Origin of the sequence: Ornithinibacillus xuwenensis, assembly GCF_039614845.1 — a bacterium.
In the GTDB taxonomy this organism is placed as follows: Bacteria; Bacillota; Bacilli; order Bacillales; family Amphibacillaceae; genus Ornithinibacillus; species Ornithinibacillus xuwenensis.
This window is the reverse complement of record NZ_JBDIML010000002.1, coordinates 463,762-484,511: the sequence shown is the minus strand read 5'-3', so window position 1 is coordinate 484,511 and position 20,750 is coordinate 463,762. Positions and strand designations below refer to the sequence as shown.

Below are 20,750 nucleotides of genomic sequence, written 5' to 3'. Positions count from 1 at the left end.
AGGCATAATCAAATTAATACTGAAAACTTCAATGTTAAACGTAATTTAGTAATCATGTGGTTTGCTAACTTTTTTATTGCCGGAAGTGCCACAATGGTCATCCCATTCATGTCCTTATATATCGATTCATTCGGGGATTTTTCAGACGTATATGTCCAAAATTGGTCTGGTTGGGTATTCCTGGTTACTTTTATAGCGGCTTTTATTTTTGCTCCAATTTGGGGGAGAATCGGCGATAAATATGGTCGAAAAAAACTATTAATCTTCTTTGCTAGCGGCATTGGAGTATCTGTGTTTTTAATGGGATTTGCTACAAATGTTTGGCAGCTGTTTCTGCTTCGATTATTAATGGGTGTGTTTACAGGATTTATCCCAATGTCTCAAGCACTGATTGCAACTCAAACACCTAAACATGTAGCAGGCCGTGTTCTAGGAACCTTACAAACCGGAAGTATTACCGGATCATTAATGGGGCCATTATTAGGTGGCGTGTTAGCAGACCTCTTTGGGTACTCGACTACCTTTAAGTGGACATCTGTTGCGATTCTACTCTCTGCAGTAATTGTTTACTTTGGTGTAAAAGAACTTCGTTTGGAGGCTTCTGAAGATAAAGATTATAAATCGTACTCACGAAAGGAAGTAATTTTACACATTGTAAAGCACCCTGTGTTACTTGTTGTAATGATTATTTCAGCACTTGTGCAGATAGCTCACTTTAGTGTGCAACCAATACTTTCATTATATGTTGAGGATATACATGGTCCAAGTAGCATTGCTCTTTTTGCAGGAATAGCATTTTCTGCTGCTGGGGTTGGTAACTTATTGATGACACGTAATTGGGGAAAACTAGGAGACCGTATAGGGTATGTAAAAATACTAATTATCCTCTTATTTATGGCGGGAATTGTTTATATACCTGGTGCATTTGTTACCTCCATTTGGCAATTGGTTATCGTTCGATTTTTACTAGGTGTATCAATTGGTGGAATAATTCCTCTAAGAATTGCATACATTCGTCAGGAAGCACCATTATCAATGCAAGGAGAAGTCTTAGGATACAATACAAGCCTACGGTTTTTAGGAAATATCATTGGTCCTGCCTTAGGGGGCTTTATAGCTGGTTTTCATGGAATTTCATTTGTATTCTTTTTTACAAGTGCCCTGCTCCTATTAAGTGGCGTTTTTCTACTCATTGCATGGTATAAACATGAATATGCAGATCATAAAAGACATTCATTATCTTCGCATTAACAGTGCTATCAAAAGCTACGATACTAGTCATATAGTTTCGTAGTTTTTTCATGAATATGTAATTTAACACTTTTTATTTCTGCTAAATCATTGTAAACTATTGCTATTGTTTAATAGAAGGAAGGTTACATTTTGCGGAATCACAATACAAAGAATCTTACCTTATTTGCCATTACATGGCCGATATTTATTGAAATAATGCTCCATATGTTAATGGGGAATGCTGATACACTAATGCTGAGTCAGTACTCAGATAACGCCGTAGCAGCTGTTGGCGTGTCTAATCAAATTCTATCAGTCGTAATCGTCATGTTCGGCTTTGTTGCCCAAGGGGCGGCTGTCCTTATCGCCCAAAATATTGGCGCTGAAAAAAATTTAACGGCTGGAAAAGTTGCGCTTAATTCACTAAGTATGAACTTAGTATTTTCCTTATTCTTAAGCTTAATTTTATATATATGGGCAAAGCCTATATTAAATATGATGGATCTACCGCAGGAACTGATGGATGAAGGGCTCTCCTACATGCAAATTGTTGGAGGACTCATCTTTGTTCAAGCTTTAATTATGACAACCGGGGCTATTCTTAGAAGCTACGGTCATACGAAGGACACAATGGTTGTCACGATTGGCATGAATATTCTCAACGTAATCGGTAATTACTTTGTTATATTTGGACCTTTTGGATTTCCAGTTCTCGGTGTTGCAGGAGTTGCTTATTCAACTGCCATCAGTAGATTTATCGGCTTCATTGCATTAGTTCTTCTATTAATAAAGCGTACAAATGGCGAGCTTCAACTGAAGAACCTTTTCCGCTATGAGAAAAAACATGTTCAAAGCCTCCTTAAAATTGGAATTCCATCGGCAGGAGAACAATTATCGTATAATGCTAGTCAAATGGTTATTACGTATTTCGTTGCTCAGCTTGGTACTATTGCGATTACTACAAAAGTTTATACGCAGAATATTATGATGTTTATTTTCCTTTTCTCCATTGCAATTGGTCAAGGGACACAAATCCTAATCGGACACATGATAGGCGCAGGAAAAATCGAAGATGCGTATACGAGGGCACTGAAGAGTTTGCGTATTTCTATTTTCATCTCTCTAGCAGTTGCAGGAATTATTTATCTGGTTGCAGATCCTTTCTTAGGTATCTTCACCGATAATGCAACCATCATTGAGTCTGGCTCCATATTGTTACTGATGACAATCGCATTAGAGCCTGGTCGTGCCTTTAACCTAGTTATGATTAGCTCGTTACGAGCAGCTGGTGATGTTAAGTTTCCAGTATATATTGGGATTATTGTCATGTGGGGAGTCAGTGTAACATTTGCTTGGTTCTTCGGAATTTTTCTAGGACTTGGCTTAATCGGAATATGGATTGGCTTTATAGCGGATGAGTGGTTAAGAGGTGTTCTAATGCTCAGACGGTGGAAACAGCGTGAATGGGTTAATATGAGTTTTGTCGATAAGCAGGAAGCTAACCAGGAGGCATGAATATTGAATTGCTGAAACGGTAATGATATCATTATCATTCAAGTGATACCACTTTATAACGGTATATTTTTCTTGAAAGAAAGTGATCCAAGATGGGTATTGTCGTAGTTGAATTATGTGACAGTAATGCGATTACTACGTTAGATATAGAAGGAATTATCGAAAGCGAATTTCCAGAGGTGGCAGTTCTAACTAGTGATTGTTTATCATTTTGTGGATTATGCCGCGTAAAACCATTTGCAATTGTGAACAATCGCCGTATCTTTGGAAAGACACCAGAAGATTGTCTGGAGAAAATCAGAACAGCTATAAAAGAAGAACTAGCCATCTATCAATAAAGGCTAGTTCTTCTTTTTTTTCAAGCTATGTTTCGGTTGGATACGTTTTATTTTCTAATGTTATCAACTTACCGATTACTTTATTCTTCGTTATCGACATATTTTTATTTCCAGGGAAATATTTGTCGGAAAATAAGCTATTATAGACTTGCTCTAAAAATTGCAATTGAATCTTCTTTTGTTAATGACTTAAATGTACCATACTCTGGTCTTGCTACGACTGTTTTTTCTGCCATGATTTCTACAGAACTATCATCAATATTGTAATCAGCAAGTTTAGAAGGCGCACCAATACTGTTCCAGAAATCACGTAATTTCTTTATCCCCTCAACTGCCACTTCATTATCAGATTTCCCTTGCGAATCTACATGAAATACGTTTATCGCAAATTGTTTAAAGCGTGAAACGTTATTTTCATCTAATACATGCTTCATCCAATTTGGGAACAAGATCGCTAGGCCTCCACCATGTGGAATATCATGTACTGCGCTTACAGCATGTTCTAAATTATGAGTTGCCCAATCTCCTCGGAAGCCCATATTTAGCATATTGTTTAATGCTAATGTACCAGAAAGCATAATCGTTTCACGTAGTTCATAATTTTCTAGGTCTTCTAATAGCTTAGGAGCAGTTTCCATAACGGTTACAAGTATAGCTTCACAAAAACGATCCTGAACAGGTGTGTTGGTTTCCTGATGGAAATAATGTTCTAGCACATGAGACATCATATCAACAATACCATAGATAGTTTGATCTTTAGGGACCGAAAAAGTATGCGTAGGGTCTAAAATAGAGAATTTGGGATAGGTATACGGTGCAAGTCCCCAACCATGCTTCTCATTTGTCTCCCAGTTTGTAATAACGGAACCACTGTTCATTTCAGAACCTGTAGCAGAGAGTGTCAATACTGTACCAAATGGTAATGCTTCTGTTGCCCCAGCCTTTTTGGTGACGATTTCCCACATATCAACATCAGTTTTCGCACCGACTGCTATCGCTTTCGTACAATCAATCGTACTGCCTCCACCAACTGCAAGTAGAAAATCAATTCCTTCTCGCTTACAAATTTCAACACCTTTTCGTACCGTAGATATTCTTGGATTTGGTTCTACTCCAGGTAGTTCAAATACTTCTGCATTCATTTCAGCCAACTTCACCATGACTTCATCATAAATACCATTTCGCTTAATACTCCCTCCACCATATACAACAAGGACTCTTCTACCATATTGTTTCACTTGCTCTGGTAAAGCATTCAACTGATTCTGACCAAAGATTAACTTTGTTGGATTATAATATGTAAAATTATCCATACTAATTCTCCTCCTTAATTTTCCTTATGAACAATTGCGTCAATTTCAACGAGAACATCTTTTGGTAGTCTGCTTACTTCGACAGTGGCACGAGCAGGATATGGTTTCTCTAGATAACTACCATAAATCTCATTAACAATTGCAAAGCTTTCCATGGAAGCTAAATATATCGTAAATTTTGCGACTTGCGAAAAGCTAGCGCCAGCCTCTTCTAAAATAGCCGATAGGTTTTGCATGACCTGCTTCGTTTGCGCTTCAATACCAGGAGCAATTTCTCCATTTTCTGGATTTATCCCAATTTGACCGGAAACAAAAATCATATTTCCTGCTTCAATCGCTTGTGAATAAGGACCAATAGCAGCTGGAGCTTTGTCTGTGAAAATTTCCTTAACCATAATCAACCTCCGTTATTATTACTACATTTGTCTAAATAATAGCGTTTTTAATTCGTGATATCCACTATTACGATTACTGCTTCTCTGTGAGGCTATCCACATAATTCATGACAGAACGTACATAGTAGATGTCTCCATAGCATGCATTATATTGTTTCGCCTCTTCTCGAAGGCAACTATAGATAGACTGGTCAGGTGCATTTTCATACATTTCCTTTGAAAACGCAATGGCAATATCCTGTGTATAGTATCCACTTGTTTCCATCACATAATGAATAAAGCCTTTTCCGAAATTATACGACTGAATGGCTAGCTCAAGATCATAATTTGCCGCAGCTAATGTTTCTGAAAAATAATAAACGCCTTGTTTAATAGATAGCTCCGGATCATCGATACAACCGACTTCACCACAATAGCTTTCAGATGATTGCATCGGGTCATCCCCTCTACCACCTGATTCTTGCATCATCATTGCTAGTAATACATCTACATAATTTGCAACCTGATAATCCTCTGCGTATTTTTCAATAAGCGGCTTATATTGAAGAACTGCATCACTTACCATCGGTTCTCTTAACTGTTCTAACCTGTTATTCGCAACAAAGGATACGACAACGATAATCGCAATAAGAACAGTTGCTACTACAATCGTTTGTTTAATTGCCACTTTTGTTTTCTTCTTCATTCCCCATCAATCCATTAAACAAATTTTTTATCCACAGCATTTTTATCTCATAGAACAATATTTTGTATTCTCCTCTTCTTTCTCATACAAAATATTGGGCTTATCCTCAACTTATCCACATATTGTGCATAAGTTATCAGTTTGATTCTCGAAATAATACTTTTTGACGCCATTTTCCATATCGGAAGTATAGAAATGCAAATATACTACTGATAATAAAGCTTAGTCCCATTCCAATTGCTATTCCAATATTTCCATACATTTGTGAAAACAAGAATGTTAATGGATAGCGCAGCACCCAAAATGAGATGACGTTTAATGCTAGCACCTGATACATAGCTCCAGAAGCACGGACTACACCATTTAAAATAAAATTTATTCCTAAAAACGGATAACAAAGTGCAATAATCTGTAAGTACTTGGTTCCGAACTGAACTGCTTCTTCCTCTTGTATAAACATACGAACTGCATATTCTGCAAAAAGCACTACTAATAAACCGACGAATGCCATTACCAGGAAGTTATACAGCACACCATACTTTGCAATCTTATTGACACGCCCCCAATTACGAACACCAATATTCTGTCCTGCCATACTACCAACAGCTGTCCCAAGAGCATGAGCCGGTAGCATGATGATGCTGTCTAAGCGTCCTGCAGCTCCAAAACCACCTACAACTGATGAGCCAAATGTCGTGACGACACTCATAATTGCAGCAGACCCAGCGGAAATAACTGACATTTGTAATCCTGATGGAATTCCTAAATGCAAAATCAGTTTAATTTCATTTAAGCTTGGAGGTTTCGGGATGGAAAACGGAGCCAGTCTTTTATGTAGCACATGGAAGACTCCATAAAGAAAAGCAATTCCTTGAGAAATAATGGTAGCGTATGCTGCGCCATCTATGCCCATATCGAATACAGCTATAAATAGCGGATCCATTACTAGATTTAAGACGACTGCAACAAATACGAAACGAAGCGGTGTTTTACTATTGCCCAACGCTCGTAAAACCGTACTAATAAAGTTATACCCAAACAAGAATAACATTCCGAGGAAATTAATCTGCAAATAAGACTTCGCACTATCCATAATTGCCTCTGGGGTTCCTAGTAGCTGTAGCAGTTGCTCAGCAAAAATGAATCCAACTGCCCCCAAAGAAACCGACATGATAGACAAGAGTACTACAAAGGCGTTTAAGTATCTTTGTAGTCCTTCTTGGTTTTTCTTTCCTTTCTGTTGTGAGAGAATCGTTAATGCCGCATTATTTAATCCTATAATAAATGATAGAACCGTAAAGATGATTGAACCTGATATTGCAACCGCACCTAGTGCATCAGCGCCTAATAAGTTTCCAACCCACAAACTATCGATTAATTGATAGGATGTTTGAAGTAAATTTGCTAGCATTATCGGTCCAGAAAACATGATTAGCTGCTTAAAAATATTCCCCTGTGTAAAATCATGTTGCTTTCTCATAAAAAGCCAACCCTTCGTTAGTAATAATCCAATCTCATTTTATCATGAGAAAATAAAAAAGGCAGGTTTCTCGATTAGAGAACCCACCTCTTTATAGTTTACTGTCCTTCTGTTTGCGGCTGTGCCCCTGAACCTCGATCACCTTTAAAGATAAACTGGTATACAAGCATTGCAATAAACAGAGCGAGACCAATGATATCTGAATGTCCTTCAGGGTACATTAACAATAGACCCGTTGCTACCGAAATCACACGCTCAATCTTATTAAGCCTCTTATACCAAAAACCAATGAGGCCAGCACCAATGGCTATCATACCGGTAAATGCAGTAATTAATATCCAGATAACTCCCCAAATCGTCGTATCAATCATAAGCATTTCTGGGTTGAGCACAAACATATACGGGATAATGAAGGCAGCTATTGCTAGCCTTGAAGCATTGAATCCTGTTCGTATAGGCTCCCCACCCGATATTCCAGAAGCCGCAAATGCAGCTAAAGCAACAGGTGGTGTAATATCTGCAACAATACCAAAATAGAATACAAACATATGCGCAGCTAAAACTGGTATTGCAACATCAAGTTGTTCATTCAATGCGAGAATCGCAGGCAGCGCAATTGTTGACGTAATAATATAGTTAGCTGTAGTTGGCGATCCCATCCCTAAAATAATGGAGGCTATCATGGTAAAGAATAACGTCAGTAATAATTGAATGTTTACGTTAGAAGCTAATGCCCCCGCTATATCTACAATTCCATTACCCAATTTCAGACCTAATCCTGTTTTTGTCACGACACCTACAATAATACCTGCACTAGCAGTTGCAGCCGCAACACCTAACGCAGTTCGAGCACCAGAAGTGAGTGCGTCCACAAATTTTCTAGGCGTAATTCGAGTTTCTTTTAGGAAGAGACTGACAATAATTGCTGATAGAATTCCTAATAGTGCAGTTCTTTCTATACTATAGCCCATGAACAATAGCACAACGATTGCAAATATCGGAATAAGAAGATGGATCTTCTTTAGAACTTCTTTCTTTGGTGGTATCTCACTTTCTGGAAGTCCAGTTAAACCTGTTTTCTTTGCTTCTAAGTGTGTCATAATCCAGATACCTGAGAAGTATAATATTGCTGGAATTAATGCGGCTTTGGCAATTTCCCAGTAGGGTACACCGGCAAATTCTATCATTAAGAAGGCCGCTGCCCCCATAATCGGTGGCATAATTTGCCCACCTGTTGAAGATGCAGCTTCAACAGCACCCGCAAATTCTTTACGGTATCCAAGTCGTTTCATTAGTGGAATGGTATAGGACCCAGTTGTTACAGTATTAGCAACCGAGCTACCTGATATTGTTCCGTTTAATGCACTAGAGAAAATAGCAACCTTTGCAGGTCCACCTGTTCTTCTTCCAGCAATTGCAATTGCTAGGTCATTAAAGTACGTTCCAACACCTGTTTTTACTAGAAACGCACCAAATAATAGAAATAAGAATATATAGGTAGAGGAAACCTTCAATGGCGTACCTAAAATACCTTCTGTCGTAAAGAACATCGTATTAATTAATTGGTTTAGGCTTAAACCTCTATGTGCTAACATACCAGGCATATAAGCTCCTAGCAATGCATACAGCAGTGCCAAACCAGCTATTATTGTAATCGGAAGTCCAACTGCACGTCTTGTGGCCTCTAATACTAGTAAAATTGCAAGTCCACCAACAATCATTTGAGCAGTTGTAATGGCACCAATCTGCTGGACGATCGTATCATAGAATACTGGCCAATATAGACATACAACAAACGCGATTACTGCTAATAAGTAATCATACCAAGCTATTGTTCGCTTGTTTCCTTTCTTCTTCGATGGAAATAATAGAAAGATAAGTACTAAGGCGAAGCCTAAATGAATGGTACGTTGGATATAAGCCGTGTATGCTCCGAAATATCCAGTGTATAACTGAAATAATGAGAATGCTACTAACAGAACAAGAACAATAATAGCAGCAATACCAGTTAAATTACGCGTATTTGACTCTGTATCATATTTTTGCATCAATGCTTCTTGCTCTTCTGGTGTTAGGTCCAATTTTTCTTTGTTGTTATTCTCACTCATGGATTTTCACTCCTTTCAAATATTGCCATAATGATAGTTTATCAACCCGGATGGTAAATCTAGCACCTGGCTGAAAATAATCATTAAACCATACCATGTGCTCCGCTCGCTCCCCCCATACTAATCGGTGCCTTGGAACAGTTTTTCCATTTCGTAAATTTATATATGGAAATATTCGATTCATGTCTTTAATATGGTACTTCCCATCCTCATACACAAATGTACCACCTTCCGTATCATTAGCAGGCATACCAATCCCATAATGCTCATAAATTATTTCATTTTGTTTAATTGATTGATCTGACAATACTTCATATATTTCCGTAACATCAGTTAAATGAATGGAATGTGTAAATATAATTTGAAATGAGTCCCCTTCTTCAATCGGAAGGTATGCTTCAATATGGTTGGTATTCTCTTGGTAAAACACCAGAGCAGTTCGGAAAGGAAAAAATAGAATTATAGATAGGACAATCAGTAGAAGAATACTTATAATAAAACGTCGTTTCAAAAATCTTTGCATCGTTGTCACGCACCTAAAAGCTATTAAAAAATGGATAGACCGGCCACATAGCCTAAACTAGGCTGAAAGCCGGCCTTTCCTTTGTTTATATTACTTGGAATTATTCGGACAATAATCCTTCTTCTTTAAAGTATTTTTCTGCTCCTGGATGTAGATCAATTCCAATTCCATCAAGTGCAGAATCCTTTGATATCATTTTACCTTTTTCATGTGTAATTTCACCAGTATTTTCATATAATGCTTTTGTGATATCATAAACATCATCTTCAGATAGACTATCAGATACAGCTAGCATTGCTAATACAGCAACTGTTGTAACCTCTCCATCAATACCAGTATAGGTTCCAGATGGAATCGTATTAGCTGCATAGTAAGGAAATTCTTTAACTAGCTCATCAATTACATCCTGTGCAATTGGAACAATTGCAATATCAGTTGTAGCTGCTAAGCCTTCTACACTACCAGTTGGAGTACCTGCAGTAATGAATGCTGCATCAATATTTCCATCTTGAATACCACTAGTAGATTCATCAAAGCTTAGATTTTGTGCCTCAATATCATCTTCGATTGAAAGCCCGTGTGCTGCTAGAATTTGCTCAGCATTGACATACGTACCAGAACCTGGAGCACCAACAGATACTTTCTTACCTTCTAAGTCTTCTACAGATGTAATTCCAGAATCAGCTGTCGTTACAATTTGAATCGTTTCAGGATATAGTGAACCGATCGCTAGAACATTATCAACAGCTTTTCCTTCAAATGAATTGATACCTTCAGCCGCATTAGCCATAACGTCCGTTTGTGTAAATGCCAGATCAGCATCACCTGCAGCTAAATCTGCAACATTATCGGCAGAGGCATTAGAAGCAGACGGCGTTACTTCTAAACCAGTCTCATCTGAAATAATCTCCGCAATCTGTCCACCTAATGGATAGTATGTACCACCTGTACCACCAGTTAGCATGGAAAGTTGCTTACTGCCTCCGCAAGCAGCCAAAGCTAACGATAATACTAAAAGCATTGCAAAAGAAAGTATATAACGTTTCTTTTTCATAAAAAAATCTCCCCCTTGTTTTTTCCTAAGATATATTTTACTTTTAAAAACCTATCAATGTCAAACTATTGCTAAAACTCCAAAGGGCCTGAGCGACAAAAAAGCTTTAATAAAGCGGTTTCATATGCTTATTTTTAAATTTTAATTTTATTACAAATTATCAAAATAATATGATATTATGGATACAAGCAAATTCAAATATGTGAAGGAGAGATTTAATATGATGCAAGTTCCGTTAGCTGTTGGCTCATTAATGGAACATGCTGAAAGGTTTTTCCCTAAGAAAGAAGTCATTTCACAAACACATGATAAACTTCATCGGCTTCGTTATGGAGAAATCGGACAGCGTACAAGGCGATTAATGAGTATACTAAACGAACTGGGGATTCAACATGGTGATCGTGTCGGTACACTAGCATGGAATCATCACAGACATTTGGAAATATACTTTGCGGCTCCTGGTATGGGGGCTGTATTGCATACGATTAATATTCGACTATCTCCAGAAGACATCATATACATTATTAATCATGCAGAAGACAAGATCCTTTTTATTGACGAAGATATTCTACCACTCATTGAACACATTCACACTCATCTAAAGACTGTTGAAGCTTATGTTGTGATGACAGACAAAGCTGACCTCCCAGAAACTACTATAAAACCACTCTACTCTTATGAAGAACTGCTTTCTACTGGTGATCCAACCTATCATTTCAAAACGGATATGGATGAAAATGATGCTGCAGGGTTATGTTATACCTCCGCAACTACTGGAAAGCCAAAAGGTGTTGTTTACTCCCATCGTGCAATTGTGTTACATAGCTTAGCCTTAGGGCTTGCCGACACAGCGGCGATTTCCGAATCTGATGTTTCAATGCCAGTTGTTCCACAATTTCATGTAAATGCGTGGGGTACACCATTTGCATGTACATGGTTCGGTACAACGCAAGTATTGCCCGGACCGCGGTTTACTCCAAAGCGCCTAGCAGAATTTATTGAACGATTCAAAGTCACCATTACTGCAGGAGTGCCTACTATATGGCTTGGTCTATTACGTGAGTTAGAGCAAGGTAGTTACGATACCTCTAGTTTAAGAGCAGTATTATGTGGGGGTTCTGCAGCACCACTTGGCTTAATAAAAGCCTTTGAAGAAAAGCATAACATACCATTCTATCACGCTTATGGCGCTACCGAGACAACTCCACTTGTTACATTATCTAGATTAAAAAGCTATCAACAAAATCTATCAAAGGACGAAAAACTAAAAGAACGCGCAAGACAAGGTATTCTGGTTCCTGGCCTGCAGATGAAGGTTGTAGGGGATGATGGAGAAGTTGAATGGAACGGTAAAGAGATGGGTGAATTACTACTTCGAGGTCCGTGGATTGCAAGTGAATATTATAAAGATAATAGAAGTGCTGATACCTTTAAAGACGGTTGGTTCCACACAGGAGATGTTGTAACAGTTGATGAAGAGGGTACCATTAAAATAGTCGACCGCACCAAGGATTTAATTAAAAGTGGTGGAGAATGGATTTCTTCAGTTGAAATTGAAAACGCTATCATGGCGCATGATGCTGTTTTTGAAGCAAGTGTTGTAGCAATTTCTGATGATAAGTGGCAGGAACGCCCTATTGCATGTGTCGTTCTCCATGAGGGAATGGAAGAAAAATTAACAAAAGAAGACCTATTGGAATTTTTAAAACCACAGTTTCCAAAATGGTGGTTACCGGATGATGTTCTATTCATAACGGAGATCCCTAAGTCCTCAGTCGGTAAATTCCTGAAGAGAGAGCTACGTGAGCAAATAAAGTCCCAATTATCTACACAAGGTTAAGGAATATATGGGAGTCTTATTTCTTTATAGACTCCCATATATGAATTTGCGAATTAAATAGTTCAAATTAACTTGACAATTTTTAGAAAATTCTTTAGACTGAGATAAATTAACGAAGATGTCGCTTTTTAGGTCGTTATTTAACCTATCTCATACAATTAATTGACAGAATATTCTATACATACAAGTAATCGTTTACGTTTTAGCTATAATCTCTTAAATAGTGAAATTATCAACATTGATTATGAGGAGGAGAGATTGTTGAAAATAAAAGTTGCCGTATTTGGACGAAGAGAATTAGTCGATCGGTTTAATAGCTATATTACGAACAATGAAGAAATTGAAGCAATTCCTTTTATTTACACGAAAGCAAACGAGGCAGCACATCTCGTCGAAAAAGCTTTTATGTGTGATGTATATTTGTTTTTAGAATCTCTTCCATATTTACATGCCAAGAACAAGATCAAAAAGAAACGATTGCCATCCGTACAAGTTTCTTTCGACGAATTTATGATTCTAACGTCCTTTTATCATCTGAAAAATCACCATCACCAAAAGCTTAACCGCTTATCTATTGATGTTATTGAGGACAAACATGTTGATGAAGTTTTAGCTGAATTAAAACTAGATACAAACGATATTTATACTTATAGTTATGGGATGGATACTGATGTAGATATTGAGCAAATTACAAACCATCACCTTGAGCTTTGGGAGAATGGAAAGATTGATTACGTCCTTACTTCATTAAAAGAAGTAGAAGATTGTTTACATGAAAAAGGTGTGCCAACCTATCAAATGGTTTTACCAAAGATAAATATTGATAAGGCCATTGAAAAATGTAAATCAATTGCCATTTTAAACATGAGTAAAAGCGCTCAAATCGTTGCTGGTTATGTGCGAATTAAAAACTGGGAAAAGATTAAGGAAGAAAAAGGTGATTTACACTTACGTGAACTCCATATTAAGCTTTATCAGGTATTGCTGAAGTTTGGACACAAAACCTATGCATCTGTCCTCACCAATAACGATAACCAGTACGTGATTTTTGGTACACGAGGAGTCCTTGATCATATCACCAATCATTATCGAGATTTCCCTCTCATTAAAGAGATTGAAAGTGCATTAGACACAGCAATTGAAATTGGTTTTGGATTAGGCTTAACCGCAAAGCAGGCTGAAGATCATGCAAAGTATGCATTGGATGCATGCCTCCGAACAGAAAACAGCAGCTGTTACATTGTCAATGATCGGCAGGAAACCATTGGACCTCTTGGAGTGAAAAAGCATTTTGATACATCGAGACTGTATCAAGCACTCATTCATAAGGCAAAGCTAAACAATGAATTATCCTACAATTTTATTGACTTTGTACAGCTTCGTAACAACGAACCTTTTTCATCAAATGATATTGCTAACTACTATCGAGTAACCAAAAGAAGTGCTGAAAGGACCGTAAACAAGCTATTAACCGGAAATGTTATTAAGATTGTTGGAGAAGAAAAGCCATATATTAAAGGACGACCGAGAAAACTATTTCAAATAAATATGTAAAAAGGTGCCCACTGGGCACCTTTTTATATATTTAATAGCTCTCGGACATCGTCCTCACTAAGACTATTTAGCATTGTCTCTCCAGGCTGAATCACTTTGTCGATAAGCTCTCGTTTCTTTTGCTGCAACTCATATATTTTCTCTTCAATCGTTCCTTCCGTAATGAGACGAATAACTTGCACGACGTTTTTCTGGCCAAAACGGTGTGCACGACCTGTTGCTTGATCCTCAACCGCCGGATTCCACCATAAGTCATATAGGATAACTGTATCTGCTCCTGTTAAATTCAAACCAGTTCCGCCCGCCTTAAGCGAAATTAAAAACACATTTTTCTCACCATTATTGAATCGTTCACTCATCTCGACACGTTCATTAGATGGGGTTTGACCACTTAAATAGAAATAGTCTATCCCTTCATCCTGAAGCTTTTCCATAATGATTTCATGCATACTCGTAAACTGCGAGAAGATTAACATTCTTTTTCCATTGGCAATCGCAGTATTTACATTTTCCATCAATAAATCTAGCTTACCTGACTTTCCTTGGTAATTCTCAATAAATAAAGATGGATGGCAGCATATTTGCCTTAGACGTGTTAATCCAGCAAGGATTTTCATGCGATTATTCTGAAATCCACTTTCCTTTATCGACTGGACTGCTTCTTGTTGGACCTGCCTTAAATAACCCACATATAATTCCTTCTGCTGATCGGTTAATTCAGAAACACTAACCGTTTCAATCTTTTCCGGTAGCTCCTTTAACACGTCTTTTTTCAATCGACGTAATATAAACGGTCTGGTTATAGATGCTATTTTTTCATGAGAAAGCTGTTTAAATGCTTTTTGATTTGGCATTAGACCTGGTAAAACCACTTGGAAAATTGCCCATAACTCATCGATTGAATTTTCAATAGGTGTACCACTTAGTGCATATCTTCTACTCGCCTTAATATCTCGAATAGCTTTAGAAGTTTTAGTAGCATAGTTCTTAATAAACTGGGCCTCATCGAGAATTAATGTTTGAAAGTTTAATTCTCGGTACAATTCAATATCCTGTCTTAATGTTGCATAGGATGTAATCCATACATTCGCGTGTGCATTCAATTTAAACTTTTCATGTCGCTCTTGCGGCGCACCTGTCATAATGGCAACCGTAAGAGATGGAGTGAATTTTTCAAACTCATTCTTCCAATTATATACCACCGAAGATGGTGCAACGATAAGATGCGGGTATTCACTAGGCTCAGACGCTATATACGCTATACTCTGCAATGTTTTTCCAAGTCCCATATCATCCGCTAAAATTCCACCTAAATGGTAGTTGCTTAATGATTTAAACCAATTATATCCCGTCATTTGATAGGATCTTAACGATGCATTCAAACTAGTTGGTAATTCATAATGCTGCTCTTCTGGCTCTTTTAGCTGATGAAGTAATTGACGAAAGGCAGGATTATATTGTTTCTTCGTATCAATTAGCTCATCGATTTGAGTTCCACGATATACCGGCATATGAATTTTTCCATCCTGAAGGTCAGCTTTTTGAATGTCCATATCGTTAAAGAAGTTTTGAATGGAAGCATACTCTTCTCCTTCGAGGGAGAGCATCTCCCCACTTTGCAAACGATAATATCGCTTCTTTTCAATGACTGCATCTAATATTTTATTAATTTCAAGGTCATCTAGGCCTTCGATATCGAAGCCAATCTCTAGTAAATTATTTGCAGATTCCATTTGAACACTAGTTCTTGGTATTGGTTCATTCTCCATAATAAAGCCACGAACCTCAGAGGTTAAGAACAGCTCGACATATTCATCCAGTACCGGTAGTACTTTGTAAAGAAACTCATACAATTCTTCTTCGTCTGCATCAATAAATAATTCTCTTCCATTATAATGAAAATTTGCATGTTCAATTAACTGCATAATTCGCTTCTCTTTTTCGACCTCTCGAATGATAATGACATCATGCTCTTCTCTTCCACTAAATGGATCTATTATCTGTTCTCCGTACTGGTATTCAAGCCTTCCAACAATCCAGTCACCTTTCGCTTCTAAGTACAGCTTTGCACGTAAAGGTACTTGAATGATTTCAGAGGATACCGTCTCCGAAATTTCCACATTGCCCACTTTTTTTAGTGAAGGTAATACTTCAGATAAAAAGGCATCTGCCTGCTTCTTAGAAATCGGAAGCTGTTGGTCAACCTTACCAAATTGGCTAACAAGCTCGATAATTGGTATTTGTTCTTTTAATGGGAAATAAAACACCCCATTGTAGAAAACGAGCTCATAATTTTTAAAATAGACACTATCCTCAATTTCATGCATAGTTAATAAAAGGTCTTCCCGTTCATTCTTATTTAATGCGAAATGAAATGGTAAGCTCCCCTTTTCAATGGATGGGCTAGAATAAGACCTTGAATCTGCTTCAACCACAAAATCACGCTCTAATAATTTCTCAAGCAGCGGTTCGATGACAAGTGGAGGAATAATAATCGATCGCTTATCACTTACATTTCCTCGATAATGATAAAAATGGTATCCATCATAAATCTTTTCATTTTTTATAATGGATCCGAGAATTTCAAATATCTCCTTATCTTGAGGTAATAAATTGTGTTGGCTGGGGGAATATGAAAACATTTTGGTGAAGAAATGTTCGTTCCCTTGCAATACATCACGTAAAAACTGATGAACATCCTTTACAACATAATCTCGACTTTCTCCTGCCTTTAATTCAATTAATAGATTCTTATCATAGGACCATTTCATGATATATTCCACATGTAATGTTTTTTTCTGTCCCATTATTTCATCTATTTCAGCGGGCTGTTCGACATTGCTTAGTGCTCGTATAAAACGACTAGTCATTTCATAGTCATAATTAGCAAACTTTTCAATTTGTGGCGTATCTTTTTCGACTATACCAATTAGTGTCGCAACAATATGCTTACATGAACCATATGCATCAAATGCTGCACAATCACAGTATGTATCTACGGTGCCTTTTTCAAAATCTTTCATATTGATCTCAACAAAATAGTCTTCCGTTCCATGGACCGTCGCTGTCCACACGTTGTAATTGATATCATATGCTAAATCCGTTACACTACCGTTGTTATAATATTCTAAACCACGTTTATAGATTAAAGGTGGGAAGAGCTTTTGGATATTTATATCACTAAGTTTCTTCAAATTCTATTAACCTGCCTTTTTCACTACGCTTTTTCTTCTATTGTATATGAGAAATCTTGTTTTTTAAACCTAATAATCTGTTATTAGCATTGGATAAATGATACTAGAATATACCTTTCTTACAATAAAAAACGAAGCAACCAGCTGGGTTACTTCGCTTAAGCCTTAAGTTTGTTGTACTTTTTTCGTTCTCATTATTAAAACTATATAAACCATCATGGAAATGAGTATTGATCCTGCACCTGTTACATAAATCATACTATAGTTAAATAGAAAGGCGATTTGACCAAAAATCAACGCCCCTAATCCAATACCTAAATCAAAGCATGAAAAGAATGTTGCATTTGCCATACCCTTTCGATTAGCAGCAGCTTTTTCGACTGACCAAGCTTGCAAGGCCGGCTGCACACTTCCAAAGCCTAAACCATACAGTCCTGCAGCAAATAACAATATAAATGTATTGGGTAGCCATGACAACAGGAGCATCGCGACAAAAATCATAACCGTACCTGGTAGGAATACGTATAAATGACCTTTTTTATCATATATCTTTCCTGCGAAGGTACGAGAGATTAATAGAAATACTGCATAAACTAGAAAATAAGTTTCGATGCCAGCAACATTTTTCTCAATTGCATGTAATGGTAAAAACGTTGCAATCCCACCAAATGTGAATGTTATAAATAATACCAAAATGGAAGGCTGAAGCGCTGTTTTTTCAAAGATATCAAATTTAGGCGCAGCTGCTTTATCCGGCATTTGTTCTACTTTTTTATACTGAACCTTAGAAGACAATAAAAATGCTACTAGCCCACATGCGGAACAAATTAAAAATAAATAAGTAAATGAAATCTCACCTACAAGCGCCAATCCTAATCCAGGACCGAATGCAAGTGCGATATTCCCAGACAGCCCGAAGTAGCCTAATCCTTCTCCGCGACGACTTGCAGGAACAATATCTGTCGCAATTGTCCCAGTAGCAGTAGTAGATAATCCCCAGCCAATCCCTTGAACAACCCTCATTAGTAATAATAAACCAATACTTGCGATAAACGCATAAGAACCCATTGAAATCACAAAGATTGCTAAACCGGTCATATAAACGAATTGTCTTCCTTTTGTTTCTAACGCATGGCCAGAATACGGGCGCATAATTAATGCAGAAAACGTAAAGATTCCAACGATCACCCCTACCAATTGATCACTTCCACCCAATTCTTTAACAAACAATGGTAGTGTTGGCAAAGACATTTGGAATCCGAAAAATATAAAAAAATTGGCTAAGCATATTAGCACAAAGTCTCGTGTCCATATCTTTTCACGCATTTGTTCAGCTTGTTGTACTTGCAGTTGCGCGTCCATAGTAGTCTCCCTTCCTTCGATACTCGAAATATATTATACAGGAGTCTCCTCGGAATTGGAATGGGATAAAAGGATTTGTTAAATTTAGCTATAGGTTAAGGTGAAACATCGTTCATATTAATGCTTTCTAGATAATTCGACATGCCAAAATAGAGATAAAAATGTATAACCAATACACCATCTATGGTATAATATACTTATGTAAAAGAGAGTCCAGTTGTAGCTGGACTCAGGTGATAAGCGGTTCCCCCAGGGGGATCGGTCTTATAAAGCTGGATAGACCTTTCCTATAGACTTGTTAGGGCTAATAGGAAGGTCTATTTTAATTTCTATTGATCATGGATATGATCAACGCGAGTAGCGAAAGCAAGAGCGTACCGAAATTTCCTAGTACCATCATGACTTCGTATATCCTCAAAGGCATCACCCCCCATATTTTTTAAAGGGTTAGCCGACCTCCCTAAAAGAACATTATCTTGTCCTCGATTATAACATAGTCTTACCAAAAACACGAACGTATATTCGTGTTTTCGATAAGGTTTTTCATTAACTTTTGCTTTTTTTGCGCTTTCTTTAGCCTTTTGTTTTGAATTTTAGCCTTCTGCACGATCTTCAGCCTTTCCCCAGCTTTCCCATTCCACATAAAAAAAGAGCTCTGATTCATCATCAGAGCTCTTCTATTCAAATTAAAACATTCCTACTACAAAATCAGCTAATACTAACATTACTAGTGATACTGCCCATGCAATTGTTGTTGGAACAGACCAAACTAGAATTTGTTCTTTTACGTTTTTAATTCCAAGCATTCTGTTTACTACCCAGAATAAGCTGTCATTAAAGTAAGAGAATATCATGGCACCTAATGCAGCAGCTTGTGCAGCTAGAACTAAGTTTACATCAAGTGTCGCAACGATTGGTGCTGAAATTGATGCTGCTGTAATCATTGCAACTGTACCACTACCTTGTACTAAACGTACGAAGGTTGCAATGAAGAAAGGTACTAATATTGCAGGAATTGACCATGTAGCAATTTGTTCTGCAATAAAATCACCAGTTCCACTTACACGTAATACGTTACCTAATGCACCACCAGCACCTGTTACTAGCAAGATGATACCAGCAGTTTTAATTCCTTCTTCCATACGATCTAATGCCTCAGATTGGCGTAAGTTATTTGCCAATGTATAGATAGCTACAATCAAACCAAGTGCAACCGCAATTACAGGGTTACCAAAGAATTGAACATACGATAATACGGTGTCATTCATTGTTAGCACTCCTGCATTGTTCAATGCACCAAGTGTCGTGTTTAAGAAGATTAGAATGATCGGTAATAAGATTGGCATAATTGCCTTCATGAATGATGGAAGGTTTTTCTCTCTTTCATCTACTTCATTTAAGAATTCTTTATAAACTTGTTCTTCATCTAATCGAACAAATCCATCGCCATTTTCTTCTGGTACTTGATTGATTCGCTTCCCAATCCATTTTGCATATAGTACACCAACAATTATGATTGGAATTGAGAAACCTAGTCCTGCAATAATCATTAGTCCAACATCTGCTCCAAAGATTCCTGCAACACCTAATGGACCCGGAGTTGGTGGTACAGCGTGGTGAGTTGCTGCTAAACCAACAGCTAATGCTACACCTAGAGCAATAACAGATTTACCAGTTCTCCTTGATAGTGCTTTCACTAAAGGTTGAAGAATAACGAATGCTGAGTCAACAAAGATCGGGATAGCAACAATATAACCAGCTACAGCCATTGCCCATTCTTCTTTACGTTTACCTAGCTTTTTAACTAATGTGTATGCAAGCTTTTCAGCTGCTCCAGATACTTCTAAAATACGTCCCATCATAACACCTAAACCGATAATAATACCGATTGATGCTAACGTGTTTCCAAATCCACCTGTAATAGCGGTTACAACATCGGTCGGCTTCATTCCGCCAACAATACCTGTCACAGATGCCGCAATTAACAAAGCAATAAATGCATGAATTTTTGTTTTTAATACGAAGAATATCAATAATCCAATACCTAATACTAATCCAATAATCATTTGTGTTCCTGAAACTTCCATTTGTTTTCACCCTCTTGATGTAATGGCTTTCAACCAATTTTTTTATTTAACTGAGGATGACGAGGCATC

At 37.4% G+C, this 20,750-nt stretch carries 16 protein-coding genes; 5 read left to right on the top strand and 11 right to left on the bottom strand.

Annotation, left to right across the window (positions count from 1 at the left end; all coding sequences use genetic code 11):
- Positions 1 to 54 precede the first annotated feature (54 nt).
- The 3 genes from ABC228_RS08260 (at position 55) to ABC228_RS08250 (ending at position 3,086) form a co-directional block, all read left to right on the top strand.
- Positions 55 to 1,251 carry an MFS transporter gene (locus ABC228_RS08260; protein ID WP_345824640.1) on the top strand — a complete coding sequence of 399 codons (1,197 nt, stop codon included), beginning with the start codon at positions 55 to 57 and terminating at the stop codon, positions 1,249 to 1,251.
- Positions 1,252 to 1,383: 132 nt separating this feature from the next.
- Positions 1,384 to 2,748 (top strand): MATE family efflux transporter, encoded by a 1,365-nt coding sequence (locus ABC228_RS08255; RefSeq protein ID WP_345824639.1) that lies wholly within the window; start codon positions 1,384 to 1,386, stop codon positions 2,746 to 2,748.
- 92 nt (positions 2,749 to 2,840) lie between these two features.
- Positions 2,841 to 3,086 (top strand): YuzB family protein, encoded by a 246-nt coding sequence (locus tag ABC228_RS08250; protein ID WP_345824638.1) that lies wholly within the window; start codon positions 2,841 to 2,843, stop codon positions 3,084 to 3,086.
- Positions 3,087 to 3,226: 140 nt separating this feature from the next.
- On the opposite strand, the gene ABC228_RS08245 is transcribed toward ABC228_RS08250, so the two are convergent.
- From ABC228_RS08245 to ABC228_RS08215, 7 genes are all read right to left on the bottom strand, one after another.
- Positions 3,227 to 4,399, bottom strand: coding sequence for an iron-containing alcohol dehydrogenase (locus tag ABC228_RS08245; RefSeq protein ID WP_345824637.1), 1,173 nt, complete (start codon positions 4,397 to 4,399; stop codon positions 3,227 to 3,229).
- A gap of 14 nt (positions 4,400 to 4,413) precedes the next feature.
- Positions 4,414 to 4,794, bottom strand: a complete 381-nt coding sequence (locus tag ABC228_RS08240; RefSeq protein WP_345824636.1) for a RidA family protein — start codon at positions 4,792 to 4,794, stop codon at positions 4,414 to 4,416.
- A 73-nt stretch (positions 4,795 to 4,867) separates the two neighbouring features.
- The gene (locus ABC228_RS08235; protein ID WP_345824635.1) at positions 4,868 to 5,479 is read right to left on the bottom strand and encodes a lysozyme family protein; all 612 of its coding nucleotides are present in this window, start codon (positions 5,477 to 5,479) and stop codon (positions 4,868 to 4,870) included.
- A 136-nt stretch (positions 5,480 to 5,615) separates the two neighbouring features.
- The gene (locus ABC228_RS08230; protein WP_345824634.1) at positions 5,616 to 6,959 is read right to left on the bottom strand and encodes an MATE family efflux transporter; all 1,344 of its coding nucleotides are present in this window, start codon (positions 6,957 to 6,959) and stop codon (positions 5,616 to 5,618) included.
- A 98-nt stretch (positions 6,960 to 7,057) separates the two neighbouring features.
- On the bottom strand, positions 7,058 to 9,067 hold the full coding sequence (locus ABC228_RS08225) for a TRAP transporter permease (protein WP_345824633.1): 2,010 nt from the start codon (positions 9,065 to 9,067) through the stop codon (positions 7,058 to 7,060).
- Positions 9,060 to 9,590 (bottom strand): DUF1850 domain-containing protein, encoded by a 531-nt coding sequence (locus tag ABC228_RS08220; RefSeq protein WP_345824632.1) that lies wholly within the window; start codon positions 9,588 to 9,590, stop codon positions 9,060 to 9,062. Before ABC228_RS08220 ends, ABC228_RS08225 begins: the two co-directional genes overlap by 8 nt.
- Positions 9,591 to 9,690: 100 nt before the next feature.
- Positions 9,691 to 10,644, bottom strand: coding sequence for a TAXI family TRAP transporter solute-binding subunit (locus ABC228_RS08215; RefSeq protein WP_345824631.1), 954 nt, complete (start codon positions 10,642 to 10,644; stop codon positions 9,691 to 9,693).
- A gap of 220 nt (positions 10,645 to 10,864) precedes the next feature.
- On the opposite strand from ABC228_RS08215, the gene ABC228_RS08210 reads away from it, so the two are divergent.
- Entirely contained in the window at positions 10,865 to 12,484 is a 1,620-nt protein-coding gene (locus ABC228_RS08210) for a long-chain fatty acid--CoA ligase (protein ID WP_345824629.1), read from the top strand.
- Between the two features lie 261 nt (positions 12,485 to 12,745).
- Complete coding sequence (locus ABC228_RS08205; protein ID WP_345824628.1) at positions 12,746 to 14,038, top strand: hypothetical protein; 1,293 nt, start codon at positions 12,746 to 12,748, stop codon at positions 14,036 to 14,038.
- 23 nt (positions 14,039 to 14,061) lie between these two features.
- On the opposite strand, the gene ABC228_RS08200 is transcribed toward ABC228_RS08205, so the two are convergent.
- The 4 genes from ABC228_RS08200 to ABC228_RS08185 all read right to left on the bottom strand — a co-directional run bounded on the left by ABC228_RS08200 (position 14,062) and on the right by ABC228_RS08185 (position 20,681).
- Complete coding sequence (locus ABC228_RS08200; protein WP_345824626.1) at positions 14,062 to 17,232, bottom strand: DEAD/DEAH box helicase; 3,171 nt, start codon at positions 17,230 to 17,232, stop codon at positions 14,062 to 14,064.
- A 165-nt stretch (positions 17,233 to 17,397) separates the two neighbouring features.
- Positions 17,398 to 18,594 carry an MFS transporter gene (locus ABC228_RS08195; protein WP_345824625.1) on the bottom strand — a complete coding sequence of 399 codons (1,197 nt, stop codon included), beginning with the start codon at positions 18,592 to 18,594 and terminating at the stop codon, positions 17,398 to 17,400.
- A gap of 322 nt (positions 18,595 to 18,916) precedes the next feature.
- Positions 18,917 to 18,994, bottom strand: coding sequence for a hypothetical protein (locus tag ABC228_RS08190; protein WP_345824850.1), 78 nt, complete (start codon positions 18,992 to 18,994; stop codon positions 18,917 to 18,919).
- A 286-nt stretch (positions 18,995 to 19,280) separates the two neighbouring features.
- Positions 19,281 to 20,681, bottom strand: coding sequence for a GntP family permease (locus tag ABC228_RS08185; RefSeq protein ID WP_345824624.1), 1,401 nt, complete (start codon positions 20,679 to 20,681; stop codon positions 19,281 to 19,283).
- Positions 20,682 to 20,750: the final 69 nt, after the last annotated feature.

What these genes read in the sequence shown, in the direction of transcription:
- ABC228_RS08185 (WP_345824624.1), bottom strand. Translation starts at nt 20,681, where the DNA reads ATGGAAGTTTCAGGAACACAAATGATTATTGGATTAGTATTAGGTATT.
- ABC228_RS08210 (WP_345824629.1), top strand. Translation starts at nt 10,865, where the DNA reads ATGATGCAAGTTCCGTTAGCTGTTGGCTCATTAATGGAACATGCTGAA.
- ABC228_RS08225 (WP_345824633.1), bottom strand. Translation starts at nt 9,067, where the DNA reads ATGAGTGAGAATAACAACAAAGAAAAATTGGACCTAACACCAGAAGAG.
- ABC228_RS08250 (WP_345824638.1), top strand. Translation starts at nt 2,841, where the DNA reads ATGGGTATTGTCGTAGTTGAATTATGTGACAGTAATGCGATTACTACG.
- ABC228_RS08260 (WP_345824640.1), top strand. Translation starts at nt 55, where the DNA reads ATGTGGTTTGCTAACTTTTTTATTGCCGGAAGTGCCACAATGGTCATC.
- ABC228_RS08240 (WP_345824636.1), bottom strand. Translation starts at nt 4,794, where the DNA reads ATGGTTAAGGAAATTTTCACAGACAAAGCTCCAGCTGCTATTGGTCCT.
- ABC228_RS08235 (WP_345824635.1), bottom strand. Translation starts at nt 5,479, where the DNA reads ATGAAGAAGAAAACAAAAGTGGCAATTAAACAAACGATTGTAGTAGCA.
- ABC228_RS08195 (WP_345824625.1), bottom strand. Translation starts at nt 18,594, where the DNA reads ATGGACGCGCAACTGCAAGTACAACAAGCTGAACAAATGCGTGAAAAG.
- ABC228_RS08190 (WP_345824850.1), bottom strand. Translation starts at nt 18,994, where the DNA reads ATGATGGTACTAGGAAATTTCGGTACGCTCTTGCTTTCGCTACTCGCG.
- ABC228_RS08230 (WP_345824634.1), bottom strand. Translation starts at nt 6,959, where the DNA reads ATGAGAAAGCAACATGATTTTACACAGGGGAATATTTTTAAGCAGCTA.
- ABC228_RS08220 (WP_345824632.1), bottom strand. Translation starts at nt 9,590, where the DNA reads ATGCAAAGATTTTTGAAACGACGTTTTATTATAAGTATTCTTCTACTG.
- ABC228_RS08215 (WP_345824631.1), bottom strand. Translation starts at nt 10,644, where the DNA reads ATGAAAAAGAAACGTTATATACTTTCTTTTGCAATGCTTTTAGTATTA.
- ABC228_RS08245 (WP_345824637.1), bottom strand. Translation starts at nt 4,399, where the DNA reads ATGGATAATTTTACATATTATAATCCAACAAAGTTAATCTTTGGTCAG.